General features: G+C 75.2%; 21 protein-coding genes and 2 pseudogenes. 17 read left to right on the top strand and 6 right to left on the bottom strand.

Features of this window, described 5'->3' with window-relative positions; all coding sequences use genetic code 11:
• Positions 1–5: 5 nt before the first annotated feature.
• On the bottom strand, positions 6–1,718 hold the full coding sequence (locus LQ327_RS12215; protein ID WP_230733769.1) for a DNA repair helicase XPB: 1,713 nt from the start codon (positions 1,716–1,718) through the stop codon (positions 6–8).
• A gap of 606 nt (positions 1,719–2,324) precedes the next feature.
• On the opposite strand from LQ327_RS12215, the gene LQ327_RS12220 reads away from it, so the two are divergent.
• Genes LQ327_RS12220 through LQ327_RS12235 form a run of 4 tightly spaced genes read left to right on the top strand, consistent with a single transcriptional unit; the run spans position 2,325 to position 8,494 of the window.
• Positions 2,325–6,737, top strand: a complete 4,413-nt coding sequence (locus LQ327_RS12220) for a sensor histidine kinase (protein ID WP_230733775.1) — start codon at positions 2,325–2,327, stop codon at positions 6,735–6,737.
• Positions 6,734–7,156, top strand: a complete 423-nt coding sequence (locus LQ327_RS12225) for a roadblock/LC7 domain-containing protein (RefSeq protein WP_230733783.1) — start codon at positions 6,734–6,736, stop codon at positions 7,154–7,156. Before LQ327_RS12220 ends, LQ327_RS12225 begins: the two co-directional genes overlap by 4 nt.
• Positions 7,157–7,179: 23 nt before the next feature.
• Positions 7,180–7,923, top strand: a complete 744-nt coding sequence (locus LQ327_RS12230; protein ID WP_230733785.1) for a DUF742 domain-containing protein — start codon at positions 7,180–7,182, stop codon at positions 7,921–7,923.
• Positions 7,904–8,494, top strand: coding sequence for a GTP-binding protein (locus LQ327_RS12235; RefSeq protein WP_230733787.1), 591 nt, complete (start codon positions 7,904–7,906; stop codon positions 8,492–8,494). Before LQ327_RS12230 ends, LQ327_RS12235 begins: the two co-directional genes overlap by 20 nt.
• Positions 8,495–8,503: 9 nt before the next feature.
• Here the strand turns inward: LQ327_RS12235 and gvpJ are convergent, their stop codons facing one another.
• Both gvpJ and LQ327_RS12245 read right to left on the bottom strand, forming a co-directional pair.
• A complete protein-coding gene (gene gvpJ / locus LQ327_RS12240) occupies positions 8,504–8,893 on the bottom strand; it encodes a gas vesicle protein GvpJ (protein ID WP_230733789.1) in 390 nt (129 codons plus the stop codon).
• A gap of 153 nt (positions 8,894–9,046) precedes the next feature.
• Complete coding sequence (locus LQ327_RS12245) at positions 9,047–11,398, bottom strand: helicase-associated domain-containing protein (protein WP_230733791.1); 2,352 nt, start codon at positions 11,396–11,398, stop codon at positions 9,047–9,049.
• A 174-nt stretch (positions 11,399–11,572) separates the two neighbouring features.
• On the opposite strand from LQ327_RS12245, the gene LQ327_RS12250 reads away from it, so the two are divergent.
• From LQ327_RS12250 to LQ327_RS35225, 5 genes and pseudogenes are all read left to right on the top strand, one after another.
• Positions 11,573–11,764 (top strand): hypothetical protein, encoded by a 192-nt coding sequence (locus tag LQ327_RS12250; protein ID WP_230733793.1) that lies wholly within the window; start codon positions 11,573–11,575, stop codon positions 11,762–11,764.
• Positions 11,764–12,354 carry a nucleotidyltransferase family protein gene (locus LQ327_RS12255; protein ID WP_230733795.1) on the top strand — a complete coding sequence of 197 codons (591 nt, stop codon included), beginning with the start codon at positions 11,764–11,766 and terminating at the stop codon, positions 12,352–12,354. The genes LQ327_RS12250 and LQ327_RS12255 overlap by 1 nt, the downstream gene beginning before the upstream one ends.
• Before the next feature lie 5 nt (positions 12,355–12,359).
• Complete coding sequence (locus LQ327_RS12260; RefSeq protein ID WP_230733797.1) at positions 12,360–13,826, top strand: NAD-dependent malic enzyme; 1,467 nt, start codon at positions 12,360–12,362, stop codon at positions 13,824–13,826.
• Positions 13,823–14,317, top strand: coding sequence for a cyclic pyranopterin monophosphate synthase MoaC (gene moaC, locus LQ327_RS12265; protein ID WP_230733806.1), 495 nt, complete (start codon positions 13,823–13,825; stop codon positions 14,315–14,317). Before LQ327_RS12260 ends, moaC begins: the two co-directional genes overlap by 4 nt.
• Before the next feature lie 8 nt (positions 14,318–14,325).
• Positions 14,326–15,254 (top strand): annotated as a pseudogene (locus tag LQ327_RS35225) (molybdenum cofactor biosynthesis protein MoaE).
• A 55-nt stretch (positions 15,255–15,309) separates the two neighbouring features.
• Here LQ327_RS35225 and LQ327_RS12280 read toward each other — a convergent pair.
• Positions 15,310–15,594, bottom strand: a pseudogene (locus LQ327_RS12280) (transglycosylase family protein); the annotation flags it as partial.
• A gap of 569 nt (positions 15,595–16,163) precedes the next feature.
• Between LQ327_RS12280 and LQ327_RS12285 the strand changes: the two are divergent.
• From LQ327_RS12285 to LQ327_RS12315, 7 genes are all read left to right on the top strand, one after another.
• Positions 16,164–17,060: an AAA family ATPase gene (locus tag LQ327_RS12285; RefSeq protein WP_230733816.1), complete on the top strand. Its 897-nt coding sequence runs from the start codon at positions 16,164–16,166 to the stop codon at positions 17,058–17,060.
• 28 nt (positions 17,061–17,088) lie between these two features.
• The gene (locus tag LQ327_RS12290; protein ID WP_230733818.1) at positions 17,089–18,321 is read left to right on the top strand and encodes a vWA domain-containing protein; all 1,233 of its coding nucleotides are present in this window, start codon (positions 17,089–17,091) and stop codon (positions 18,319–18,321) included.
• A complete protein-coding gene (locus tag LQ327_RS12295; RefSeq protein ID WP_230733820.1) occupies positions 18,314–19,474 on the top strand; it encodes an XdhC family protein in 1,161 nt (386 codons plus the stop codon). The genes LQ327_RS12290 and LQ327_RS12295 overlap by 8 nt, the downstream gene beginning before the upstream one ends.
• A gap of 171 nt (positions 19,475–19,645) precedes the next feature.
• Positions 19,646–20,968 (top strand): iron-containing alcohol dehydrogenase, encoded by a 1,323-nt coding sequence (locus LQ327_RS12300; protein ID WP_308286297.1) that lies wholly within the window; start codon positions 19,646–19,648, stop codon positions 20,966–20,968.
• A gap of 10 nt (positions 20,969–20,978) precedes the next feature.
• A complete protein-coding gene (locus LQ327_RS12305; protein WP_230733830.1) occupies positions 20,979–22,565 on the top strand; it encodes a MadS family sensor histidine kinase in 1,587 nt (528 codons plus the stop codon).
• On the top strand, positions 22,562–23,239 hold the full coding sequence (locus tag LQ327_RS12310; protein ID WP_230733832.1) for a MadR family response regulator transcription factor: 678 nt from the start codon (positions 22,562–22,564) through the stop codon (positions 23,237–23,239). The genes LQ327_RS12305 and LQ327_RS12310 overlap by 4 nt, the downstream gene beginning before the upstream one ends.
• A gap of 177 nt (positions 23,240–23,416) precedes the next feature.
• Positions 23,417–23,953 (top strand): SRPBCC family protein, encoded by a 537-nt coding sequence (locus LQ327_RS12315; RefSeq protein ID WP_230733834.1) that lies wholly within the window; start codon positions 23,417–23,419, stop codon positions 23,951–23,953.
• Between the two features lie 22 nt (positions 23,954–23,975).
• On the opposite strand, the gene LQ327_RS12320 is transcribed toward LQ327_RS12315, so the two are convergent.
• Positions 23,976–24,371, bottom strand: a complete 396-nt coding sequence (locus LQ327_RS12320) for a VOC family protein (RefSeq protein ID WP_230733836.1) — start codon at positions 24,369–24,371, stop codon at positions 23,976–23,978.
• Positions 24,372–24,433: 62 nt separating this feature from the next.
• On the opposite strand from LQ327_RS12320, the gene LQ327_RS12325 reads away from it, so the two are divergent.
• On the top strand, positions 24,434–25,162 hold the full coding sequence (locus LQ327_RS12325) for an AraC family transcriptional regulator (RefSeq protein ID WP_230733838.1): 729 nt from the start codon (positions 24,434–24,436) through the stop codon (positions 25,160–25,162).
• On the opposite strand, the gene LQ327_RS12330 is transcribed toward LQ327_RS12325, so the two are convergent.
• The gene (locus LQ327_RS12330) at positions 25,155–26,054 is read right to left on the bottom strand and encodes a sigma-70 family RNA polymerase sigma factor (RefSeq protein ID WP_230733840.1); all 900 of its coding nucleotides are present in this window, start codon (positions 26,052–26,054) and stop codon (positions 25,155–25,157) included. The two genes, LQ327_RS12325 and LQ327_RS12330, sit on opposite strands and share 8 nt — an antisense overlap.
• Positions 26,055–26,065 lie beyond the last annotated feature (11 nt).

The following is a 26,065-nucleotide window of genomic DNA, read 5'->3' on the forward strand; positions in this document are numbered from 1 at the left end:
GCCCGCTACGACGACGTGTCGCGCTCCTCGGAGTCGCCCTCGGTCTCGGTACCCACCTCGGGGACCGCCGGGCCGAGCAGGTCGTCGGCGTCGACGATGCGGTACGCGTAGCCCTGTTCGGCGAGGAAGCGCTGCCGGTGCGCGGCGTACTCGGCGTCGACGGAGTCCCGCGAGACCACCGAGTAGAAGTGCGCCTGGCGGCCGTCGCCCTTCGGGCGCAGCAGCCGGCCCAGCCGCTGGGCCTCCTCCTGCCGCGATCCGAACGTCCCCGACACCTGGACCGCGACCGAGGCCTCGGGCAGGTCGATGGAGAAGTTCGCGACCTTGGAGACGACCAGGACCGGGAGCTCGCCGCGGCGGAACTGGTCGAACAGCTTCTCGCGCTCGGAGTTGCGGGTCGAGCCCTGGATCACCGGGGCGTCGAGGGCCACCCCGAGCTCGTCGAGCTGGTCCAGGTACGCGCCGATCACCAGCGTGGGCTCGTCGGGGTGGCGCGCCAGGATCGACCGCACGACGGGGATCTTGGTGCGTGCACACGCGCACATCCGGTAGCGCTCGTCGGCCTCGGAGGTGGCGTAGACGATGCGCTCGTTCTCGGTCATCGTGACGCGGACCTCGACGCAGTCGGCGGGCGCGACCCAGCCCTGCGCCTCGATGTCCTTCCACGGCGCGTCGTAGCGCTTCGGGCCGATCAGCGAGAAGACGTCGCCCTCGCGGTTGTCCTCGCGGACCAGCGTGGCCGTCAGCCCGAGCCGCCGGCGCGACTGCAGGTCGGAGGTCATCCGGAACACCGGCGCGGGGAGCAGGTGGACCTCGTCGTAGATGATCAGGCCCCAGTCGCGGGAGTCGAAGAGCTCCAGCGCCCGGTACTCGCCCTTGGTCTTGCGGGTCATCACCTGGTAGGTGGCGATGGTGACCGGGCGGATCTCCTTGCGCTCGCCGGAGTACTCGCCGATCTCCTCCTCGGTCAGCGACGTCCGCGCGATCAGCTCCCGCTTCCACTGGTGGCCCGCGACGGTGTTGGTGACCAGGATCAACGTCGTCGCGCCGGCCTTGGCCATCGCGGCCGCGCCGACCAGCGTCTTCCCGGCGCCGCAGGGCAGGACGACGACGCCGGAGCCGCCGGCCCAGAAGCCCTCGACGGCCTCGGCCTGGTAGTCGCGCAGCTCCCAGTCGGACTGGTCGAGCTCGATGTGGTGCGCCTCGCCGTCGACGTAGCCCGCGAGGTCCTCGGCGGGCCAGCCGACCTTGAGCAGCATCTGCTTGAGCCGGCCGCGTTCGGAGGGGTGGACGACCACGGTGTCGTCGTCGAGCCGGTCGCCCAGCATCGGGGCGATCTTCTTGTTGCGCAGCACCTCCTCGAGCACCGCGCGGTCGAAGGAGACGAGGACGAGACCGTGGGCGGGGTCGTTGGTGAGCTGGAGGCGCCCGTAGCGGCCCATCGTCTCGACGACGTCCATGAGCAGCGCCTGCGGGACGGCGAAGCGGGAGTACGTGACGAGGGCGTCGACGACCTGCTCGGCGTCGTGCCCCGCCGCGCGGGCGTTCCACAGCGCGAGCGGGGTGACCCGGTAGGTGTGCACGTGCTCCGGGGCGCGCTCCAGCTCGGCGAACGGCGCGATGGCGGTGCGCGCCGCCGGAGCGTCGGAGTGGTCGACCTCGAGCAGGAGCGTCTTGTCGGACTGGACGATCAGCGGTCCGGTCCCGGGGGTGCTCACGGTCTCCGGTCCTCCTCGAGGGTGCTCGACGGTGTTCGGTGACGGCGTGGCGCGCACGGTGACGACCCGCCGTCGGGTCCCATTGTCCCCGTCCGAGGTGACGATCACCGGCCGATGTCCGCCCGATGCGCTGACCAGCCACGTCCCGTGATCGTCGACGCGCGGACGAGGGGTGTCGCCGACGGGGAGATGATCTCGTAGGGGGGTGCGGATACACTCCCGAGCCACCGACACCTGCTCCGAGGAGTGACATCACCCGACGGGGCCGTCGCGGCCGCACTGATCGTGTGCCCGCGCCCGGCCGACCTGCCCCGACCCCCACCACCTAGCCCGGGAGCACCGGTCGCGGACGCCGTCCGCACCGCGTACCCGAGCCGAACACCTGCGACGGGCCCACCGAATGCGCTTCCCGACTACACCGCACGCACGCTGTGCGTACGCGTGCTCGTCACCCGGGGTGACACCGTCACTCCGGTGGCGCCGCTTCGGGCGGTTCATGAGAAGTGTAGCTCATCAACAACTACGCAGTGTGCGGCAGGCGTCCGTTCAGGGGGCAGGTCCGACCGCAGGCGACCGACCGACCGGTGCAATGGGAAGGATGAGCGCGTGACCGCTCCCGTCCGCCGACCCGACGCGCGGGGTGACGCCCGTGCGGGTGGCGCCCCTGACCCAGGTGCGCCCGACAACGCGCCCCTGGGCGAGCGGCTGGCGCTGCGCAACTGGAGCCTGCCGGTCAAGCTCGCAGCCGTCCTGCTGGTGCCGACCCTGTTCGTCATCACGCTGGGTGTGCTCCGCATCGTCGAGCAGACCGAGAAGGCCCGGTCGTACGACGGTGTCCAGCAGGCCGTCGCGCTCGAGGGGGACAGCGCGCGGCTGCTCGGAGCCCTCGACGGCGAGCGCCGCGCCGCCGCGGTGTTCCTCGCGACCAACCGGGCGGGCGGCTTCGAGCCGGTGCAGGACCGCGTGGGCGACACGAACGACAAGTTCGCCCGGCTGCGCAGCACCTACGAGTCGGCGAACTCGGTGGACGACCAGACGCGGTCCTCCTACCGGGACGCCTCGGGCGCGATCAACCAGCTCGACCGGGTCCGCGACGACGTGCAGGGCGGGCGTGTCGACCCGGCCGGCGCGATCTCGCGCTACACCGACGCCACCTCCGCGGTGCTGACCTTCGACGAGTCGCTGACCCGCGAGGCCGCCGATCCGTCGATCGCCGGGCTCTCGACCGGCCTCTACGCGCTCTCGGAGGTCCGCGAGCAGGACGCCTACGTGCAGGCGGTCGTCGCCTCGGCGATCGCGGGCGGGCGGATCGACGCGCCCTCGATCGACCAGGCGCGCAACGCCACGCTGCGTCGCAGCATCGCCGTCGACGAGTTCCGCAGCGCGGTCGGCACCGACAACGCCGCGCTGGCCGACGCCGTCGTCGGGCCCGACGTCGACTCCCGCGACCGGCTCGCCCAGGTCGTCCTCGGCCGGGGGAGTGCGGGCCTGCCGCTGCAGGTCTCGGCGCAGGACTGGGACAACGCCTCGAACGCGGTGCAGCAGAAGGTCACCGACGTCTCCGACCAGCTGCGCGGGCGCCTGCAGGCGAACGCCGCGTCGCTCCAGAACGGCGCGCGCAACGCGGCCGGTGTGGCCTCCGTCGTGCTGCTCCTCGCGCTCATGGCGGGCGCCGCGGTCGTGTTCTTCGTGACCCGCTCGCTGCTGCGGCCGCTGCGCCTGCTGCGGCGCACGGCCCTCGACGTCGCCGAGCGCCGCCTCCCCGCGGCGGTCCGGAGCCTGCGCGAGGGTGAGGCACCGGACACCGAGGTCAGCCGGACGCCGATCGAGACGCGCGAGGAGATCGGCGAGGTCGCCCGCGCGTTCGACCAGGTCCACGAGCAGGCGGTCCGCCTCGCGGCCGAGCAGGCCGGTCTGCGCACCGCCTTCAACAGCATCTTCGTCAACCTCTCCCGCCGCTCCCAGGCCCTGGTCGAACGCCAGCTGCGCCTCATCGAGCAGCTGGAGAACAAGGAGGAGGACCCGGAGGCCCTGGCCGAGCTCTTCCAGCTCGACCACCTCGCGACGCGCATGCGTCGTAACTCGGAGAACCTCCTCGTCCTCTCCGGGACCGACCTCGCGCGCCGCGGCGGACGCCCGGTGCCGCTGGTCGACGTGCTCCGCGCCGCCGCGTCCGAGGTCGAGCAGTACCAGCGCGTCGAGCTGGCCTCGCCGCCGTCGGTCCAGCTGCTCGGCCGGACGGCGGGCGACGTCGTGCACCTCGTCGCCGAGCTGCTGGAGAACGCCGCGGCGTTCTCGGCGCCCGAGACCCGGGTCGACGTGGGCGCCCGTCCCGAACAGGACGGCGCGATCGTCCTCGAGATCTCCGACCGCGGCGTCGGCATGACCGACCAGGACCTCGCCGAGTCGAACCAGCGCCTCGGCTCGCCCCCCACCGTCGACGTCTCGGCGTCGCGGCGCATGGGTCTGTTCGTGGTCGGTCGGCTCGCGATCCGCCACGGCATCGGCGTCACGCTGCGCACCCGGGACGGCGGCGGCGTGATCGCCGCGGTCCGGATCCCCGCGGCCGCGGTGCTCTCCAGCGGGCCCGGCGGCCGGGCGGTCGGCGGCGCCCCGTCGACCCGCGCGCTCGGCGGGACCGGACTGCCGGTCCGGGCCCCGGGCCAGAGCCCGCAGGCCCTGCCCGCCTCCCCGACGAACGGTTCGCCGCGCCCGGAGACGGCCGGCACGCCCATCCCGCGCCAGGAGACCCGCGAGGGCGCCGGCGAGCCGCAGGAGGGCGCGGGCGAGCTGCCGCGCCGGACCGCCTCCCGCGGCGGTGCGGCCGCGGCGGGTGCCGCCGGGGTCGCGGGTGCCGCGGGCGCGGCCGCGTTCTTCGCCCCGGCCGTCGACCCCGACGGCGAGCACGGCGACCAGGGGACCCCATCGGCCCCGGGACCGGAGTCCGCTCCGGGACCGGACGGCGACGAGCAGGCCCGGCGCAACGGGTCGCTCGCCTCGGCGCTGCCGCGGCGTCCGATGCGGCCGGATCCGGCCCCCGCGTTCGAGGACGGCGCCGCGCCGGAGCAGGCCGGGCCGCCGTCGGGACCGCCGGAGCCCGCGCCCACGTTCGCGGAGCACGGGGCCGACGACGAGAGCGACGACGACGAGGACGACCGCGTCGCCTCGGTGGTCGGCGACGACACCGGGGACGACCCGGGCGGCGTGACCGTCTGGAGCCAGACCGGCGGCGACCCCGACGAGGCCGTTGCCGACGAGTCCGCCCCCGCGGCGTGGCAGGGCGAGGAGGCCGCTGCGCCCGCCCCGGGCGTGCCGACCCGTGCGGTCGCGGCGCACGCCTGGCGCGGCCCCGACGGCAGGATCGTCGAGCAGCCCGACGGCCAGGCGTCCGAGGACACCGACACCGACGGCGACGGGCCCGCCGGACGGCACGGCATGTTCGCGCCGGAGCCCGGCCCGCAGGGCGCTCCCGACGGCGGGCTCCCGAACCGGCCCCGCCCGGCACCGCGGCCCGACGGCTGGTCGCCGGAGCAGGGTCCGCCGCCCGCGTCCCGTCCGGGCCCGCCGAGCCACCCCGGCACGCCGGCCCGTCCGGGCGGCTACCCGGCGCGCCCCCACCCGGGCCCGCGTCCGGGACCCGGCCCCTGGAACCGTCCCGGCGGTGGGACCGGCGAGCAGCCCGCTGCCGCCGGGCAGCCCCCCGCCGACCAGGGTCCGCCCCCGGCCGACCAGAGCCGGCGCCCGGCCGAGCAGGGCCCGATCCCGACGGAGCAGGGCCCGAGCCCGGCCGAGCAGGGCTCCGGACCGACCGAACAGGGCGCTCGTCCGACGGGCGCCCCGGCCGCTCCGCAGCACCCGATGTGGAACGGCGCCGAGGTCGTGCCCCCGCCCGGGCCGACCGCGGAGTCCGCGGACCAGGGGACCCCGGCATCCGGTGGCTTCCCGACGCCGCCGGACGCCTCCCCCGAGGCGCCGGCACCGGCGGCCCTCGACGGGCTCGAGGTCCCCTCGCCGTACACCGAGACCCCGGCGCCGCCGCACGGTGAGGCTCCGGCCCAGCCGTACGGCGAGGCCCCCGGGACCGCCGACCAGGCCCCGGCCGCGCACGAGGACGTCGCGGCCCGGGGTCCGGTCGCCGGGACGCCGGACGAGACGCCCGCCCCGCGGCCGTCCCGGCTCTCGCTGCGCCCGCTGTCCCAGCGCCGCCAGCCCGAGGCCGGACCGCTGCTGCGGCCCGGTTCGTCGCCCCGGCTGCGTCCGCGTCCGGCCCAGGAGGGTGAGGGGGCGGACGCCACCGAGGCGCCCGCCACCGGCGACGCGCTCTTCGCGTCCGCCGAGGAGGCCGCTCCCACGCCCACCGCGGGTCCGGTGTCCGACCCCGCTCCCGAGCCGGTCGGGCAGAACGGCCACCACGGCAACGGGCTGAACGGGAACGGCCAGAACGGCCACGGGTCCAACGGCCAGAACGGGCAGAACGGCCAGAACGGCGCGGCTGCCCGGCCCGGTCGCGGTGCCCCCGGCCCGACCCGGACCTCGCCCGAGAACCTGCCCCGTCGCCCCGCGGCGGTGCTCCCCAACCGGGAGCGCACGCCGATCTTCGACGAGGTGGCGTCGGTCTGGTTCCGCGAGGCGGAGCCGAACGACCCGGGCGGCGTCGACCCGGAGTGGGCCGACGCCGGTCACCCCGGCTTCGACCCCGGAGCGCCCTCGCTGGCCGCCGTGGACGCGGGCACGACCGAGTCCGGTCTGCCCCGCAGGCGCCCGCGGGCCCAGCTGGTGCCCGGCAGCGCCCGCCCCGCCGCCCAGCCACCGGCGGCCCCGGCCGCCGCCGCGGACACCGGGACGCCGCGTCGTAACCCGGACGCCGTCCGGGGCCGGCTGGCCAGCTACCAGCGCGGGGTCGCCGACGGCCGGTCGTCCCGCCCGCCCCAGCCCCCCGACGGCGGTCCCGCCGGCGAGGACCCGACGAACGGTCCGGCACACCGTGCCGGCCCCCGCACCGACGAGGAGGAGCAGTGACGGCACCCCAGTCGCAGCCCAGCAAGTTCGGCTGGCTGGTCTCGAACTTCGCGGAGCGCGTCCCGGGCGTCGCGCACGCGGTCGTGGTGTCGGCGGACGGCCTGCTGCTCACCGCGTCGAACCGGCTCCCCCGTGACCGGGCCGACCAGCTCGCCGCCGTGGCGTCCGGGCTGATCAGCCTGACCCAGGGCGCGGCCCGGTGCTTCGAGGCGGGCGAGGTCGTGCAGACCGTGGTCGAGATGGAGCGCGGGATCGTGCTCCTCATGTCGATCAGCGACGGTTCCTGCCTGGCGACGCTGGCGGCACCCAACTGCGACATCGGACTGGTCGGTTACGAGATGACCCTCCTCGTCGACCGGGTGGGGCAGCTCCTCACCCCCGAGCTGCGCGCGGAGCTGCAGGGATCGGGATTCCGATGAGCCGCCGGGAGAGGTGAGCGACGGTGAGCCAAGGACCGGATGAGGACGCCTTCGCCGACGTCCTCAACGGGATCACCGGCGGGAGTCCGCGCCGCTCGAGCGAGCGGCGCGGACTGTTCGGGCGCCGTCGCAAGGACTCGGACGACAGCTCCTCCACGGCCGACCACGACGCCGAGCAGCAGCTCGACGGCCGCCCTCCGACGGACGAGGGCGGCGCGCACCGCAGCCCGCCGCAGGGCGTGCCGCTCGGGCCGCCGTCGGGGCCGCAGCCCGGTGGCTGGCGCCCCGACGTGGACGGGCCGCAGGGCCGCCCGCCGCGCCCGTCCGACTACGCCGCGCCGACCACACCGGGCGGCATCCCGATGCACCAGCAGGAGTCCGGACCGCCCGACTTCCCGGACGGTCCCCGTAGCGGGGACGAGCCGCCCGAGTCGTCCTTCGTCCGGCCCTACGCCTGGACCCGCGGCCGGACCCGCCCGGCCTACGACCTCGCCGTCGAGACGCTGCTGTCGACGACGGCCCACGGACGCGACCCCGGTCAGGTCACCCAGTACGAGCACCGCATGATCGCCGACCTCTGCCGCGAGCCGAAGTCGGTGGCGGAGGTCGGTGCGTTGTTGTCCCTGCCGCTCGGTGTCGCCCGCGTCCTGCTGGGCGACATGGCCGCGCACGGTTCGATCGTGGTGCACGAGACCGCCTCGTCGTCGGGCGACGCCCCGGACATGGCGTTGATGGAAAGGGTGTTGAGTGGACTACGACGGCTCTGAGGCACCTGCGCCGACCACCACGTCGGCGAAGATCGTGGTGGCCGGCGGTTTCGGGGTCGGCAAGACGACCTTCGTGGGTTCGGTCTCCGAGATCGACCCGCTGACCACCGAGGCCGTGATGACCGACGCCAGCTCCGGTGTCGACGACCTCACGGCGGTGCCGAACAAGCGCACGACGACGGTCGCCATGGACTTCGGGCGCGTGACGCTCGACGCCGACCTGATCCTCTACCTGTTCGGGACGCCCGGCCAGGACCGGTTCTGGTTCATGTGGGACGACCTGGTGCGCGGCGCGATCGGCGCGGTCGTCCTGGTGGACACCCGCCGGCTCGCCGACTGCTTCGCCGCGGTCGACTTCTTCGAGGACCGCAACCTGCCCTACGTGCTCGGGGTCAACTGCTTCGACGGGGTGCTCGCGCACTCGCTGCAGGACGTCGTCGAGGCGCTGGCCGTGGACCCGGCGGTCCCGGTCGTGACCGTCGACGCCCGCAACCGGGAGTCGACGAAGGAGACCCTCATCGCCCTCGTCGAGCACGCCATGCAGGTGTGGGCGGTCGGCGCGCGGGCCTAGGGAAGGAGCTCACCGGTCGCGGCGGGGCTGCTTGCGCTCGCGACGTTCTTCGCGGACCTCGCGCCACATCTCGTGGCCCGCGTCGAGGACGCCTTTGGTGATGCCCTTGGCAGCGCCGTGCATCGTGTCCTCGGTCAGCCGGCCCGGGAGCTCGTCGAGCCCCACGCCGCCCTTGGCGTGCAGGTCGAGGCGGTCGGTGGCGGCCGCGAACCGCAGGTAGGTGTCGACGCTCGCGACGACCACCCGGGCATCGATCGTCAGGAGCTCGATACCGATCACCGAGACCTTGATGAAGACGTCGATCACCAGGCCCTTGTCGAGGATGAGGTCGAGCACCTCGGCGAGGCCACCCTGCGGCGATCGGTCGACCGACCCGGGGCGACGTCCGGCGCTGGTCACCCGCGAAGTCTAGGAACGGCCCCCGCGCGGCGGCGATCGTTCATCCGGAGTCCCGGACCCCGCCGGACGCGCCACCTCGACCCGCGGGACGAACGACTCGTTCGTGGCGGTAGACGCCACGAACGAGTCGTTCGTCCCGAAATCCGGGGCGGGTCAGGCCAGCACGCTCACCGACGTGATGCGGTGGAGCGCGAAGCTCACCGACGGACCGGGCCCGGCGTCGTCGTCCTCGACGGCGGCGTCGGTGCCCTCGAGCAGCCCGCCGCCGACGCGCAGCGGGCGGACCACCCGCTGTGAGGCGGTCCCCTGCGCGTCGACGTAGCCGATCCACACGGTGCGCCCGGACCGCGCCGCGTCCGCGAGCACGGCGACGGTGGCCGAGGCGGTCTGGCGGGTGGAGCCCGGGACGGTCGCGGGCCCGCGCGACGCCGTGGCCGCCTTGTCCCCCGCGCGCAGCTGCGCGACGAGCGCCGCCACCTGGTCGTCGGACAGCCGCGGTGACCCGCCGCTGCCCGCGCGCTCGGGGCGGCGCGGGGCGGTGCGCCGGCCGCGGGGGCGCAGGTCGAGCACGCCGCCCTCGGCGTCCTCCGCGACCGGCGAGAGCCCGGCGGCGCGCAGCGCGTCGAGCACGTCGGCGAGCGGACGGGTCGAGATGACCACGGTCGGCGCGATCCGGCGCAGCTCCAGCGCCTCCGCCTCCGGCCGCGACACGACCTCGGCGAGCAGCGCCTCGTCCTCGGAGCGCAGGAACGACGCCGCCGACCCGCCGCGCAATCGCCCGTGGCGCCGGGCCACGTCGTCGACGAGGTAGGTCAGCCCCTGGGGCACCGGGGTCGCCGAGCGCGTGGAGAACAGTTCGTGCACGTCGGCGGCGGTCCAGCCCAGGTCGAGCGCGCGACGGATCGAGCCCTCGCTGATCCGGTACACCGTCGCGCCGCCCGCGGACTCCACGTCGGCGACCCGGTCCATCGCCGACGCCAGTTCGGGCTCCAGCCGGCCCGGCGCGACGGCGGTGAGGTCGGCCTGCAGCAGCACGTGTCCGACAGGGGCGGGGAAGGCGGGCCGCAGGGCGGCGGCGGCCGCCGCGTCCGGGTCGTCGTCGGGTCGCGTCGGCGTGCGCAGCAGCTCCCGCCCGGCCGAGGCGAGGGTGTCGTGGGCGACGACGCCGAGCGCCGTCGCCTCCCGCACCACGGCGCGGACGAGGTCGTCGCGCGCCCGCCCGCCGCGGCGCGGGGCCCGCCAGGCCAGCGAGGCGACGAGGTCGTCGAGCGACCGCGGGCCCGCGCCGTCCCCGAACTCGGCGAGCCGGTCGAGCACCCGGCGGCGGACCTGGGACGCCCACGGCCGCCGCACCTCGTCGGACAGCGGCCCGACGAGCTTGTCGTTCGAGTCGCGGGCCCCGATCGACGACGGCTGGCGCGGCATCTCCAGCCACGCGCGGGCCAGGGCGACCCACTGGGTCTCCGGCGGCGCGGCGAGCCAGCGGTCCGCGGTCGTCGTCGGGCACCACACCGGGTCGCCGTCCTCGCTGACCGCCACCAGCGAGGCGGCGGCGAGCACCTCGACGAGCAGCCCGGCGCCGGTCTCGTCGATCTCGAGATCCTTCGCGAGCCGGCGCAGGTCGCGCACGCCGAGCCCGCCGGAGCGCAGCACCGCGGGCGGGGCGGCCGACCACGCGGTGATCACCCCCTCGGCCCGGCGCAGCGTCTCCAGCGCCTCGCCGGCGGCGGTGGCGTCGACGGTGTCCGGGTCGTGCTCGCGCGGTGCGGGCATGGGATCGGCCGCGGCGATCTCGCCGAGCGGGTGGTCGCCGCGCAGCGCCAGGCCGGCCTCCCGGGTGAGCTCGACGGTCTCGTCGTCGACCCGGCGCAGGATCCCCGACGTGAGCAGCCGCGCGACCGGGTTGTCGTCGCCGTCGCGGGCCCGGCTGCGCCCGACCGGCCCGTCGCGGTCGAGGGCGTCGATGACGGCCCGCTGGTCGTCGGGCAGCGCGGCGACGACGGCGGCGGGGTCGCCGGTGCGCAGCGCGGAGCTCTCGGGGGCGGGCCGGCCGAGCCCGGCGGGGTTCCGCCGCGAGGCGTCCCGCAGGGCGGGGGCGGCGCGGATGCCGCCCGCTCCGCCGTCGGAGGACTCCGCCTCGCCGTCGTCGAGCGTGCCCGCCGCACCGACGTCCCAGGCGAGCGCCAGCGCCCGCAGCCGGTCGAGCGCGGCCTGCGCGGCCTGCCGGGGGACGGCGGGACCCAGCAGCGCCAGCACCGACTCCGGCGGGACGGGGCTCTCGTCGGCCCCGGCGACCAGCAGCGCGTCGACCACCGCGAGGTGCAGCGCGTCGAGGTCCTCGAGGGCGCGCCCGACCGAGGTGCGCACGCCGGCGCGGGTGGCGACGACGCCGGTGTCGGCCGGGGCGGGCAGGGCCAGGTCCGGGCGGGCACGCAGCAGCGCACCCAGGGTCGCGTCGTCCTGGGCGCGCAGGTGGTCGAGCAGGGTCCCGGGTCGGCCGGCCATCCCTACCAGCGTAGTCGTGGCCGCGCGGGGCCCTTCGCCGAGGAGAGCGGGGAGGAGCGGCTGTGACGCAGCGCCGATCACCGGGCCGGTCGAGCGGTTCGCCGGACCGGCGGCGGGTGCGGCAGACTGGGCCCCGGCCGAGCAGGCCGACGACGCCCGACGTGGGAGGAACCGGTGGCAGCGCAGAGCGAGGGTGAGAAGGCCGTCGTGCCGCGGACGGACCCGTGGTGGCCCGAGGTCGACCACCCGGTGACCGAGCTGCTGGCGCCGACCCAGGGCGCCTCCTCGCCGTTCGGTGAGACGCAGTTCCCGCTGTCGGCGGAGGAGCTCGGCTACGAGCACCCCGTGACGGAGATCAACCGCTAGTGCGGGTCGCCGGCCTCCTGCTCGCCGCGGGGGCCGGCCGCCGCATGGGCGGGCCGAAGGCGCTCGTCCCGCTCGACGGCGAGCCGCTGGTCGCCCGCGGGCTGCGTGCGCTGCGCGGGGGCGGGCTCGACCCGCGCGTCGTCGTGCTCGGCGCCGCGGCCGAGCGGGCCCGCGAGGTCGTCGCCGCCACGGATCCGGGGGCGGTCGCCGTCGTCGCGCCCGACTGGGCCGACGGGATGGGCGCGTCACTGCGCGCCGGTCTGGCCGCGCTCGCATCCGACGTCGACGCGGTGCTCGTGCTGCTCGTCGACACCCCGGGCATCGGCCCGGAGGCGCTCGCGCGGGTGGCCGCCGCCGCGACCCGGGACGGTCTCGCCCGCGGCAGCTACGACGGCCGTCCGGGCCACCCGGTGCTGATCGGCGCCGCGCACCTGGCCGGGGTGGCGGCGGCCGCGCACGACGACGTCGGTGCGCGGGGATACCTTGCTGACCGCGACGACGTGCACCCCGTGGAGGTCGGCGACGTCGCGACCCGTGACGACGTCGACACCCCGGCCGACCTCGCACGGACGAGCCGACAGGAGAGGTGAGCAGCGTGGCGGTCCCGGGTCCGGGCTACGCCATCACCGCGCGCGTCGAGGCTCCGGCCAGCGCCACCGCGGCGGGCGACCTCGCGGTGGCCGTCGGCCGCGTGGGCGGCGTGATGACGGCGTTCGACGTGGTGGAGTCCCGCGCCGAGGCGATCATCGTCGACATCTCCTGCAACGCCCTCTCCGAGCGGCACGCCGAGGAGATCACCGACGCGCTCGACGCCCTCGACGGCGTGCGGGTCCGCAACGTCTCCGACCGCACGTTCCTCGTGCACCTCGGCGGGAAGATCGAGGTCACGCCCAAGGTCGGGCTGCGCACCCGCGAGGATCTCTCCCGCGCCTACACCCCCGGTGTCGCCCGGGTCTGTCAGGCCATCGCGGCCCGCCCGGACGACGCGCGGAGCCTGACGATCAAGCGGAACACCGTCGCCGTCGTGACCGACGGGTCCGCGGTGCTGGGCCTGGGCAACCTCGGGGCGGCCGCCGCGATGCCGGTCATGGAGGGCAAGGCGGCGCTGTTCAAGCGGTTCGCCGGGGTGGACGCGTGGCCGGTCTGCCTCGACACCCAGGACACCGAGGAGATCATCCGGACGGTCGAGGTCCTCGCCCCGGTCTACGGCGGGATCAATCTCGAGGACATCGCCGCCCCGCGCTGCTTCGAGATCGAGGCGCGGCTGCGGGACTCGCTCGACGTGCCGGTGTTCCACGACGACCAGCACGGCACCGCCGTCGTCGTGCTGGGGGCGCTGCGGAACGCCCTCCGGGTGGTCGGGAAGCGCTCGCAGGAGTGCCGGATCGTGGTGTGCGGGGTCGGCGCGGCCGGATCGGCGATCATCCGGCTGCTGCTGCCCCTCGAGCCCGCGGACATCATCGCGGTCGACGTCGAGGGGATCATCCACCGCGACCGTCCGGGCCTGCACGACTCGCTGCGCTGGGTCGCCGAGGCGACCAACCGGGACGGCCGCACCGGCGACGTGCACGACGCACTGCCCGGCGCGGACGTCTTCATCGGGGTCTCGGCGCCGAACCTGCTGACCGCCGAGGACGTCAAGGGCATGTCCGACGACGCGATCGTCTTCGCGCTGGCCAACCCCGACCCGGAGATCGACCCGGGCATCGCGGCGCACCACGCGGCCGTCGTCGCCACCGGCCGGTCGGACTACCCGAACCAGATCAACAACGTGCTCGCGTTCCCCGGCATCTTCCGCGGCCTGCTCGACGCGCAGGCCCGCGGGATCACCGACGCGATGCTGCTGGCGGCGTCGGCGGCGATCGCCGACGTGGTCACCGAGCCGAACCCGCTGTTCATCGTGCCGAGCGTGTTCGACTCGACGGTGTCGCCGGCCGTCGCCACCGCGGTTCGCCGGGTCAGCGAGGCGGAGCGCGCCGGCGAGACGCCGGGGTCGGTGCAGGAGGCGCTCGACGCCGGCGCGGACTCGGCCGACGGGGCGCGGGCGGCGGAGGACGGATGACCACGCCCTCGGGTCGCCGGCTCACCCACGTCGACGAGAGCGGCGCCGCCAGGATGGTCGACGTCGGCGACAAGGAGGTCACCCGGCGGGTGGCCACCGCGAGCGGCGTCCTGCGCACCACCGCCGAGGTGTGTGCGGCGCTGCGCGACGGCACCGTGCCCAAGGGCGACGCGCTGGCCACCGCGCGGATCGCGGGCATCATGGGCGCCAAGCGCACCCCGGATCTGATCCCGCTGTGCCACCCCATCCCGCTCGCCGGGGTCACGGTCGACCTCGCGGTGGGGGAGCGCGAGGTGCGCATCGAGGCGACCGCCCGCAGCGCCGACCGCACCGGGGTGGAGATGGAGGCGCTGACGGCCGTCTCGGTCGCCGGGCTCGCGCTGCACGACATGGTCAAGGCGCTCGACCCGGCGGCGACCATGGACGGCGTCCGGCTGGAGCGCAAGGAGGGCGGGCGCTCGGGCGTCTGGACCCGGCCGGAAGGGCGATGATGGGCGCCATGGCCGAGAACGAACCGCTGCGCCGGGCCCGCGTCGTCACCGCCTCGAACCGCGCCGCGGCGGGTGTGTACGACGACCGCGGCGGCCCGTTGATCGTGGACTGGCTGCGCACCCACGGGTACACCGCCGACGACGCGGTGGTGGTGCCGGACGGCGAGCCGGTGGCCCAGGCGCTGCGCGCGGCGGTCGCCGAGCGGGTGCAGGTGGTGCTGACCACGGGCGGCACCGGTATCTCGCCGACCGACGCCACCCCGGAGGCCACCCGCGCGGTGATCGACTACGAGGTGCCGGGGCTGGCGGACGCGGTGCGTGCGGCCGGCGCGGAGAAGGTCCCCACCTCGATGCTCTCCCGGGGCGTGGCCGGGGTCGCCGGGCGCACCCTGGTGGTGAACCTGCCCGGCTCGCCGGGCGGGGTGCGCGACGGGCTGGCCGTGCTCGAGCCGGTCCTCGACCACGCGGTCGACCAGATCCAGGGAGGGGACCACCAGTGAGCAGTGCACCGGCGGCCGTCGTCGTCCGTGCCGCCGTCGGCGAGGAGCCGCTCGACGTGTCGGAGCACGCCGCGCTCGTCGACGGGCCCCGCAGTGGCGCCGTCGTCACGTTCTCCGGGGTGGTGCGCGACCACGACCACGGCCGGTCGGTGCGTGCGCTGGACTACGAGGGCCACCCGAGCGCGGGCATGGTGGTCGAGCGTGTGGCGGCCGAGGTGGCCGGGCGCTTCGCGGGCGTCACCGCGGTGGCGGTGTCGCACCGGGTCGGGGCGCTCGCGATCGGTGACGTCGCGCTGGCCTGCGCGGTCGCCGCCGAGCACCGTCGGGAGGCGTTCGACGCGTGCAGCGACCTGGTCGACGAGGTGAAGCGGCAGCTGCCGGTGTGGAAGCGCCAGGAGTTCGCGGACGGGTCCGAGGAGTGGGTGAACAGCCCGTAGGGCATGTGAGCGGATTTGGTCGTCGGAACGACCAAATCCGCTCACAGGGGCGTCAGCCCTTCTTGCCGCAGACCGGCCAGGCCTTCATGCCCTGACCGTCCTTGACCTTCTCGGCGACCTGGATCTGCTGCTCACGGCTGGCGTTCTCGGGGCTGCCCGTGCCCCCGTACGCCTTCCAGGTGGAGTTGGTGAACTGCAGTCCACCCTTGAAGCCGTTGCCGGTGTCGGTGTGCCAGTTGCCGCTGCTCTCACAGTTGGCGACCGCGTCCCAGTCCGTGGCCGAAGCCGTGCCGGCGGCCATGGCCAGCGGGGCCGCCGCCAGCGCGCCGACCAGCGTCATCTGGGCCGCCCGGCGGGTGAGGACGCGCGCCAGCGACTCATCGGTACTACGAAACATGACCTCTCACTCGCACCGCGCCCCCGCAGACACGGGACCGGGAGGAACTCCCCAGCGGGTCGTCGACCGGTTCCACGCGGTCTCACCACCGGGCACGCCGCGACGGGCGTGCCATGTTCCGTACTGCTCACGCCTGCCCGGTCCGCACCTCTCGTGTCGGGTCTCCGGGGGCCGCTGGACAGGCGGCGGGCGCGGCGACCCCGGGGTGTGTCTGGGCCGCCCCTGAGACGGCCGACGCCGAACGGTACGGAGCACACGCGTCGTTTCAACCCGGTCTCGGATCAGAAACGATCAGCGAAAACCGCAACCGCTTCCGGGGCGGCCGGGTATCCCTCCTGCTCATTGCCTTGACCAGGGGTCATTCCGCCGCCGTCACACGGTCGTGATGCGGGGCGCGACTGTCACAGTCGTCACCGTTCTCTCCGCACGAAATGTGACGCACGGCACACGTTTTCGCGGCGCGGCGCCTCCCCGCAGTGGTCCGGTGATACCGGCTGGGGGACGATGGCCCGGTGACCGCTGCCTCCGATCTCGCCGGGCCCGACGACGTCAGTGCCGCCCTCGGGCGCACCGGGTACCTCGCCGACTCCGGCCTCGCCTCGGCGGCGTTCCTCGCGCTGCGGATGGGGCGCCCGCTGTTCTGCGAGGGCGAGCCGGGCACCGGGAAGACGGCGCTCGCGCAGGCGCTGGCCGACGTGCTCGGCGCGCCGTTGATCCGCCTGCAGTGCCACGAGGGGATCGATGCCGCGCAGGCGCTCTACGACTGGGACTTCCCACGCCAGCTGCTGCACCTGCGCACCGTGGAGGCGGCCGCGTCGGCGTCCGGGACCGCCCTGGATGCCGACGCGACCGAGGCGTCGCTCTACGACCGCCGCTTCCTGCTCGCCCGTCCGGTGCTCCAGGCGCTGCAGACGACGCCGAGCGTGCTGCTCGTCGACGAGGTGGACCGCGCCGACGACGAGTTCGAGGCGTTCCTGCTCGAGGTGCTGGCGGAGAACTCGGTGACGATCCCCGAGGTCGGCGTCGTGAAGGCCGAGACGCCGCCGCTGGTCGTCCTCACCTCCAACCGCACGCGCGAGGTGCACGACGCCCTCAAGCGCCGCTGCCTCTACCTCTGGCTCGACCACCCCGACCTCGTCCGGGAGGTCGCCATCCTCAAGTCACGCATGCCGCAGCTGTCGACCGAGCTCGCCGAGCAGGTCGCCCAGGCGGTGCACCGGCTGCGCGGGCTCGATCTGCTCAAGCCGCCGGGGGTCGCCGAGACGCTGGACTGGGCGGCGGCGCTGGAGCTCATCGGGGCGCGTCACCTCGACCTGGAGTCGGCCACCGCGACGCTGGGCGCCGTCCTGAAATACCGCGAGGACGCCGACCGGGCCCGCGACGCGCTGGACGCCCTGCTCGCGTCATGACGGCCAGGGGCGAGCGGAGCGACGGGGAATGACGAGCGCCGACCGGGGCGGGAGCAGCGACGGGCCGGCTCCCCGTCCGCACGCGGGCGCGGTGCTGGCCTCCGGTGTCGTCGAGGCGCTGGGCGGTGGCGCCACTCGTCCCGACGACGACGCCGTCCTCACCGACCTCGTCGCCTTCACCCGCCTGCTGCGCAACGCCGGGGTCCCGGTCACGCCGGACCGCACCGCGACCTACCTGCAGGCCCTGCGGGAGATCGACCTGGCGAGCGAGGTCGCGACGTACTGGGCCGGGCGGCTCACGCTGTGCGCCGACCCCGACGACATCGCCCGCTACGACGAGGCCTTCCACGCCTGGTTCTCGTCCGACCCGCGCGAGCAGCGGATGGGCCGGGCCGTGGCGCCCAAGCCGCGGACGGCGACCATCGCCGCGCTGTCGAGCCCGGAACGCTCCGGGACCGGCGAGGACGACGACGAGGACGTTCCCGAGCTGCGGGTCGCCGCCTCCGGGGAGGAGGTGCTGCGCGACCGGGACATCGCCGAGCTGACCATCGGCGAGCGCGAGCACCTGCGCCGGATGCTGGCGCTGCTGCGCCCGGATCCCCCACGACGGCGGGCGCGGCGCCGCCGGCCCGCGCGGCGCGGCGAGCCCGACGCCCGCCGGACCCTGCGCGCGACGCTGCGCCACGCCGGCGAGATCCCGGGCCTCGAGCGCCGGGCGCGCCGCGAGCGGCCGCGCCGCGTGGTGCTGCTCCTGGACGTGTCCGGGTCGATGGCGCCCTACGCGGACGCGCTGCTGCGCTTCGCGCACGTGCTCACCCGGCGCACCCCGCAGGCCGTCGAGACCTTCACCCTCGGCACCCGGCTCACCCGCGTGACCCGCGAGCTGCGCCAGCGCGACCCGGAGCGGGCGCTGCGCGACGCGGCGGCCGCGATCCCGGACTGGTCCGGGGGCACGCGGCTCGGGGAGGTGCTGAGCGCCTTCCTCGACCGCTGGGGTCAGCGGGGTGTCGCCCGCCGGGCGGTCGTCGTGGTGTTCTCCGACGGCTGGGAGCGGGGCGGGACCGAGCTGCTCGGCGAACAGATGGCGCGGCTGGAACGGCTGGCGCACGCGGTGGTGTGGGTCAATCCGCACGCGGGCAAGCGCGGCTACGAGCCGGTGCAGGGGGGAATCGCCGCCGCCCTCCCGCACGTTGACCGGTTGTTGGCGGGCCACTCGCTGGCCACGCTGCAGGAGCTCACGGAGGTGCTGGCCGATGCGTGACGTGCTCACGAGCCTCGAGAAGTGGTGGGCCGAGGGACGGTCGATCGCCCTCGCGACCGTCGTCGGGACCTTCCGCTCGGCGCCCCGCCAGCCCGGCGCGTCGATGCTCGTCGGCCCCGAGGGCGAGGCCGTCGGGAGCGTCTCCGGCGGCTGTGTCGAGGGCGCGGTGTACGAGCTGGGGAACGAGATCCTCGAGGGCGCGGACCCGACGCTGCAGCGCTACGGCGTCTCCGACGACGACGCGTTCGCGGTCGGTCTGACCTGCGGCGGCATCCTCGACGTGTTCGTCGAGCAGGTCGACCGCGAGACCTTCCCGCAGCTCGGCGAGATCGCCGAGGCGATCCGCGGGCACCGCCCCGTCGCGACCGCGACGATCGTGTCCGGGCCCGGCGTCGGGCGGCGCCTGGTGGTCTGGCCCGACCGGGTCGAGGGCTCGCTCGGCAGCGACCGGCTCGACGACGCCGTCCGGGACGACGTCCGCGGCCTCCTCGCCGCTGGGCGGACCACGCTGGTCACCTACGGCACCGAGGGCGAGCGCCGCGGCGAGGGACTCGGGATCTTCGTCGAGTCGTTCGCCCCCGCGCCCCGGCTCATCGTCTTCGGCGCCATCGACTTCGCCGCCGCGGTCGCCCGCATCGGGACCTTCCTCGGCATGCGCGTGACGGTGTGCGACGCCCGCCCGGTCTTCGCGACGTCGAGCCGGTTCCCGGAGGCGCACGAGGTCGTCGTCGAGTGGCCGCACCGCTACCTCGCCGCCGAGGCCGAGGCCGGGCGCATCGACGGCCGGACGGCGCTCGCGGTGCTCACCCACGACCCGAAGTTCGACGTGCCGCTGCTCGAGGTCGCGCTGCGGCTGCCCGAGATCGGCTACATCGGGGCGATGGGGTCGCGGCGGACCCACGACGACCGGTTGGACCGGCTGCGCGAGGCCGGGGTGACCGAGGCCGAGCTGGAGCGCATGTCGAGCCCGATCGGTCTCGACCTCGGGGCCCGGACCCCCGAGGAGACCGCGGTGTCGATCGCCGCCGAGATGATCGCCCGGCAGTGGGGCGGGAACGGGACGCCGTTGTCGGGCCGGGAGGGCCCGATCCACGGGGATTCCAACGTCGAACCGGGCATCCGGGCCGCGGAGCTGGCATCCGGACCACGCTGATCGGGCAGCGGTTCCCCTACCGACAGGTAGGGGGCAGCTGACCCGTTGCAGTGTGCCGAGACGTGTCCCGCGGTCGGCGCCGAGGCTGCCGAAGGAGTCCATCCGGCTGTAACGTGGGCTACACCGAGCATCCGACGGTGGGGAGGGGGCAGCGTGGTCCTCGTCGAATCCGTGACGCGAGCGGGTCAGTCCATGGTGGTCTGCGGGAGGCAGTCCCGGGAGGACGATCCGTCGCCGTCCGGGTCCGCCGCGCCCTCGACGCCGCACTCGCCCGCCCGTCCGTCCCGCCCGCAGGGGTCGGGCCACGTCCAGGCGGAGCCGGAGAGTCCCCGTCTGGCCAAGTTCCACGTCCCCGAGATCGTGTTCGGGCCCGGCTCGCTGGCCGAGGCGGCCCACGCCGCGGCCCGCCTCGGGGCGCGTCGCCCGATGCTCGTGACCGACGAGGGGCTGCTCGCCGCCGGCTGGCCCGACCAGCTGCTCCACCACCTCGCCGACGGGGGCATGGACGCCACCGTCTGGAGCGGGGTCACGCCGAACCCCAAGGACCACGAGATCGCGGCCGGGCACGAGGCCTACCGCGCCGCGCAGTGCGACGTCCTGGTCGCGGTCGGCGGCGGATCGGTCATCGACGCCGCCAAGGGGATCGCCCTGCTCGCCGGCAACGGCGGTGTGATCACCGACTTCGAGGGCGTCGACCGGATGGTCGCGCCGATCCCGCCGATGGTGATGGTGCCCGCGACGTCGGGCACCGGCGCGGACGTCTCGCAGTTCTGCATCGTCACCGACACCCTGCGGAACACGAAGATCACGATCCTGGGCCGGGCCCTCGTCCCGGACGTCTCGGTGGTCGACCCGCACCTGCTCACCACGATGCCCGACTGGCTCAATGCCGCGACCGGGCTGGACGCGCTGACCCACGGCATCGAGGCCTACGTCTCGCGGGCGCACAACCCGCTGACCGACCACCACGCACTGCAGGCCATCTCGCTGGTGGGTGGCCACCTCGAGCGGACCATGGACCACCCGCTCGAGCAGGAGTCGCGGACCCACATGGCCCAGGCCGCCCTCGAGGCCGGGCTCGCGTTCACCAACGCCATCCTCGGCGCGGCGCACGCGATGAGCCACCAGGTCGGCGGGCTCCTCGATCTCCCGCACGGCGTGATCAACGGGATCCTCCTGCCGCACGTCGTGCGGTTCAACGCCGCGCCGGACCCGGCCCGCTTCGTCCCGATCGCCCAGGCCCTCGGGTTCCCGGGCGAGGTCGGCCGCTCGTGCTCGCAGGCGCTCGCCGAGGACGCCGCCGAGTGGGCGGCGTGCGAGGTGCGCCGCCTGGCCGACGAGCTCGGCGTGCCCAAGGGGCTCTCCGAGATCGGGGTGACCGCCGAGGACCTCCCGACCCTCTCGACGATGACGATGGCCGACGCCTGCCTGTCGACCAACCCGCGCGACGCCGACCGCGCCGACATCGAGGCGCTGTTCCGGCAGGCGTTGTAGCCGGATCTCCGTGGAGCCACGTATCGACCCCGGATCCGCCGAGCCCCGTGCCGAGGGGCCGGATCTCGATCTGCTCACCGGCATCCGGTCCGGGAAGCCGTCCTTCTACGTCGAGTACCTCGCGTCCGCGGAGCGCCTCCGCCGGGTGATCCACGCCCTCGACCGGATCAGCCGCGCGCTGGTGCGCACCACCGAGGGCCCGGGAACCCTGGTCCGCTCGGTGGCCGAGGCGGCCGCCGAGCACCTCACCGCGCACTGGGTGGTGTTCGCGCTCGCCGACGGGGCGCTGCCCGAGGCCGCGCCGCGCGCGCTCGTCCTCGGGCCCGACCTCGTCGAGGCCCCCGCCGACGAGCCAGGCGCGCTGCCGCCGTTCGTCCTGCGCCACCTGCAGGCGGTCCGCCAGGGCGAGCACGAGGTCGTCGACGGGGCCGCGGAGAACGGCTCCACGCCCGACCACCGCCCGCACGACCCGCACCACCTGCACGTGCCCGTCCGGCTCGACGGCGCCGTCGTCGGCGAGATCGTCGCCTGGACCGGGGTGGACCGTCGCATCGACGCCACCGACGCGTCGGTGCTGCGCGTGCTCGCCAGCCAGACCGCGGCGGCGCTGCAGAACTCCGCCCTGCACCAGCGCACCGTCTCGCTCTACGACGAGGCCAGCCGGCACGCGGCCGACCTCGCCGCCCGCAACGAGCAGCTGCAGCGCACCCGCGACGCACTCACCGTCGCCCGCCAGCGCGAGGTCCTCGACTCCGAGCGCCACCGGATCGCCCGCGAGCTGCACGACTCGGTCACCCAGTACGCCCTCTCCGCGGGCATGCAGATCGAGGTGGTGCGCTCGGAGATCCGCGACGAGGGACAGCGCGAGCGCCTCGAGACCGCCAAGCAGCTGACCCGGCGCGCGGTGGAACAGCTGCGCTCGGCGATCTACGCGCTCAACCACTCCGGCGAGCACGGGCACCGCAGCCTGCCCGCGATGCTCGAGGAGCTCTCGACGGTCCACATGCCCTCCGACCTGGGAGTCCAGGTCCGCATCGAGGGCCGCCCGGTCTCGCTGCCCGCGACCGCCGAGCGCTCGCTGTTCCGCGTCGCGGGTGAGGCGCTGTTCAACGCGGCCGTGCACGCGCAGGCCTCGGTCGCCGTGGTGCGGCTCGCGTTCCGCAAAGACCGCCTCGTGCTCTCGGTCGCCGACGACGGCACCGGCGACCCGGAGCAGGTGCGCCGGTCGCTGCGGGTGGCCGCCGCCCGCGACCTCGACGGCTCGCACCGCGGCCTCGCGAACATGGCGGAACGCGCCCGCGAGATCGGCGGGACGCTGCAGGTCCAGCGGGCCCGCCAGGGCGGCATCCGCGTCCAGGTGGGCGTCCCGCTGCCCATCGACGAGTCCGCCGGGGCGTCCCGCGCCCAGCGCGCCACCCCCGCCGTCACCACCCCCGGTCCCGCGCAGCGCGGAGAACCCTCCGATCCGGGAGGGACCGCGACCCCCTCCGACGGCGAGGATGGTCAACGGACCGCCGACACCGCCGCGCTCGATGCCTCCTCCGGGGACCGCCCGGCCGACGACCCCGCTGCGCACGATCTTGGGAGCACGACATGACCGACATCCGCATCCCCGCCCGCGCGGCGGTCCGTCGCGGCGAGGTCCGCATCGTGCTCGTCGACGACCACGCGATCGTGCGGCAGGGCCTGCGTTCCGTGCTCGAGCGCGAGCCGCAGCTCTCGATCGTCGGCGAGGCGTCCAGCGCCCCCGAGGCCCTCGCGGTCGTCGCGCACGAGCGGCCCTCGATCGTCCTGCTCGACCTCAAGCTCTCCACGAGCTCCGACTCCGAGGGCCTGCAGCTGTGCCGGCAGCTCACCCAGGCCCACCCGGGCGTCGGGGTGCTGGTGCTGACGACGTTCCTCGACGACCGCCTCGTCGTCGAGGCCGTGCACGCCGGGGCGCGGGGCTACGTCGTGAAGGACGTCGACACCACCGAGCTCATCGCCGCGATCCGCGCCGTCTCCCGCGGGGAGTCCGCCTTCGACTCGCGCTCCGCCGCCGCGGTGGTGCGCTCGCTGAACGGCCAGCAGCCGCACGGCGAGACGCTGACCGGACGGGAGCTCGACGTGCTGCGCCTGCTCGCGCGGGGAATGAGCAACCGGACCATCGGCCGGGAGCTGTTCATCTCGGAGACGACGGTGAAGTTCCACGTCGGCAACCTCATGCGCAAGCTCGACGTCTCCCGGCGGGCCGAGGCGGTGTACGCGGCCTCGAAGATGGGGCTGATTTGAGCAAGCTCATGTGCGTGCGTTTCCGTGTCCAGACACGGAAACGCACGCACAGTTCGCGGCGGGGCGACGCCCGACCAGGCGCAGCGAGATCAGGAGCACTGAGGGCAGGCGGAGCGTGCGGTGATCATGCGCGGAGTGCCCCTCGCGCGACGCGGTGAGGGGGGTCGTGTGCTCGGGGTGAGCCCCACGCCCGACGAGGTGGCGGCGCGGGTCGCCGGCGACGGGATCGTGCCCGACGCGCAGGTGACCATGGACCGCGCGTTCGACCTCCCCGCCCCACCGGAGACCGTCTGGCCCTGGCTCGCGCAGCTCGGGAAGAACCGCGCCGGCTGGTACCTCCCGGCGTCGATCGAGCGCGCGATCCCCACCCGACGACGAGCCCTGCGCCGGATCGAGCCGACGCTGCAGCACCTGGCCCCGGGCGACGTCATCGACGACTGGGGCGGCCGCGACGCGACCTTCACCATCGTCGAGCGCACCCCGTCGACGACGCTGGTCCAACGCTCCGAGCGCGGTGCCCTGCGGATCAGCTGGGCGATCCTCGTGCACCCGACCGACGCCGGCTCGCGCATCCACCTGCGCTTCCGCATCGCCGGTGTTCGGCGGGTCTGGCTGGTGCACACGGGCGGGGAGCTGATGGACCTGCTGACGGTGGCCGGGCTCGCCGCGGGGCTGCGCGAGCGGGTCACCGGCCCCGCACCTCCCGGCCGATGATCATGCAAACAACGGCGACGCCTCACTCCGCCGACGAGTCGTAGCGCATCAGCCCGAGCGGCGTCCCGGCCGGGTCGGCGACGAAGGCCAGCTCGCCGACCCCGGCGATGACCGTCGCCGCCATCAGCACCCGACCACCGGCGCCCACCGCGGCCGCACAGCACGCGGCGACGTCGTCCACCGCCACCGTGATCTCCACCGGCGCCGCCGTCCCGTCGTCGAACGTCCGCCGGCGCTGCAGCGCGCCGAGCAGGCCGGGCGACGACCCGTCGGGACCCTGGATCTTGTAGAACTCCGGCGGCCCCCACGGCTCGAAGCGCCAGTCCAGGACCGCCTCGTAGAAGGCACGGCTGGCGTCGAGGTCGTCGGCGTTGATGGCGATGTGGGCCACGCTCCCGGCCCGGGGGTGCTCGTCCATGCCGGAATCCTGACCGGCCCCGCCCTGGCGCTCCACCGATGCCGCGCCGCAGGATGTCGAGGATGCGACACGAGCCGGACGTGCGCAGCTACGCCGTCACGCACCCCGCGGGGACGATCGTGCCGCCCCAGCCCCCGGGCTGGCACCAGGTGCTGCTCGCGGCGTCCGGGGCGATGACCGTCGAGGTGCCGGAGGGGACCTGGTTCGTACCGCCGGGTGCCGCGGTCGTGGTGAGACAGGGCGAGCCGCACCGCATCCGCACCACCTCGTCGACCCGGCTCCGTAACCTCTACCTGCGCGGGTCGGATCTCGGCCCGACCCGCGTCGTCGCGGTGGCCGGGCTGCTGCGCGAGCTGCTGCTCACCGCCGTCGCCCGCGCCCCGCTCCACCGCGACCGGCCCCACGACGCCGCGCTCGCAGCACTCGTCGAGCTCGAACTCGCCGCGGCCGGACCCGTCGAACCGTTGCGGCTGCCGATGCCGCGTGACCCGGCCGCCCGCCGCGTCGCGGAGCGGATCCTGACCGACCCGGGCGAGGCGGGCGGGGTCGACCTCCTCTGTCGGGGCAGCGGGGCCGCCCGGCGGACGGTCGAGCGGCGCTTCGCCGAGGAGACCGGGCTCGGCGTCGCGCGATGGCGACGCCGGGCCCGGCTCGCCGCCGCCCTCGAGGCGCTGGCCCGCGGCGACCCGCCGTCGCGCGTGGCGACGGAGATCGGGTACGCGACCGCGAGTGCGTTCGGCGCCATGGTGAAGGCCGAACTGGGGTACTCGCCGATGGCCGCGGTCAGGTGAACACGACGTCGGTCGCGGCGATCGCCTCCGGGTCGGCGACCAGATCGACCGCCGTGATCCGCCCGTCCTCCACCGTGATCCGGAACAGCGACATGGTCCGGCCGCGGAGCGCGAACGCCAGCCCGGGCTCGCCGTCGAGCAGCGCGGGACGGGCTGCCCGAGCCCGTCCGGCGAAGACACGCGCGACCGCGTCCGCCCCGCTGGCCTCCGGCTGGAGGTCCGGCGCGCCGCGTCCGGCGTTCGTCGCCGCCATCGACACCGCCACCGGGTCGGCCCGCAGCACGACGTCGGGGTCGAGGACGGCGAGCAGTGCGCCGAAGTCGCCGTTGCGCGACGCGGCGAGGAACGCCTCGACGACCTCACGACGACGGGTCACGTCGGCCTCCGTCGTCGGCCCACCCCCGCGCACCCGACGGCGGGCGCGGCTCGCGAGCTGACGGGTCGCGGGGACCGAGCGCTCGACGATGGGGGCTATCTCGTCGAAGGGCAGCCCGAACACGTCGTGGAGCACGAACGCGAGGCGCTCGGCGGGCGCGAGGGTGTCGAGCACGACGAGCAGCGCCGGACCCATCGCGTCCGCGGTCAGCGCCTGCTCCTCGGGGCCGGGCTCGTCGGAGGGCGGGGCGTCGCGGTCCTCGTCGGCCGGGTCCTCGGGATGGGTCCGCCGGGCCCGGAGCAGGTTGAGCGAGAGGCGCGCGACGACCGTGGTGAGCCACCCCCCGAGGTTCTCGATCTCCGGGTCACCCGAGGCGTACGCCCGCTGCAGCCGCAGCCAGGCCTCCTGGACCGCGTCGTCGGCCTCGCCGGTCGGGCCGAGCAGGCGCTGGGCGACGGCCAGCAGGTGCGGGCGGTGCTCGGTGAATCGGGCGGCCAGGGCCCCGTTCTGCTCCATCGGTCACGTTC

The sequence above is a fragment of the Actinomycetospora endophytica genome (assembly GCF_021026375.1).
GTDB classification, from domain to species: Bacteria; Actinomycetota; Actinomycetes; order Mycobacteriales; family Pseudonocardiaceae; genus Actinomycetospora; species Actinomycetospora endophytica.

Coding starts and splice junctions, on each gene's coding strand:
- LQ327_RS12245 (WP_230733791.1), bottom strand. CDS start 11,398: ATGGCCGGCCGACCCGGGACCCTGCTCGACCACCTGCGCGCCCAGGAC.
- LQ327_RS12310 (WP_230733832.1), top strand. CDS start 22,562: ATGACCGACATCCGCATCCCCGCCCGCGCGGCGGTCCGTCGCGGCGAG.
- moaC (WP_230733806.1), top strand. CDS start 13,823: ATGACCACGCCCTCGGGTCGCCGGCTCACCCACGTCGACGAGAGCGGC.
- LQ327_RS12290 (WP_230733818.1), top strand. CDS start 17,089: ATGACGAGCGCCGACCGGGGCGGGAGCAGCGACGGGCCGGCTCCCCGT.
- LQ327_RS12325 (WP_230733838.1), top strand. CDS start 24,434: ATGCGACACGAGCCGGACGTGCGCAGCTACGCCGTCACGCACCCCGCG.
- LQ327_RS12320 (WP_230733836.1), bottom strand. CDS start 24,371: ATGGACGAGCACCCCCGGGCCGGGAGCGTGGCCCACATCGCCATCAAC.
- LQ327_RS12330 (WP_230733840.1), bottom strand. CDS start 26,054: ATGGAGCAGAACGGGGCCCTGGCCGCCCGATTCACCGAGCACCGCCCG.
- LQ327_RS12295 (WP_230733820.1), top strand. CDS start 18,314: ATGCGTGACGTGCTCACGAGCCTCGAGAAGTGGTGGGCCGAGGGACGG.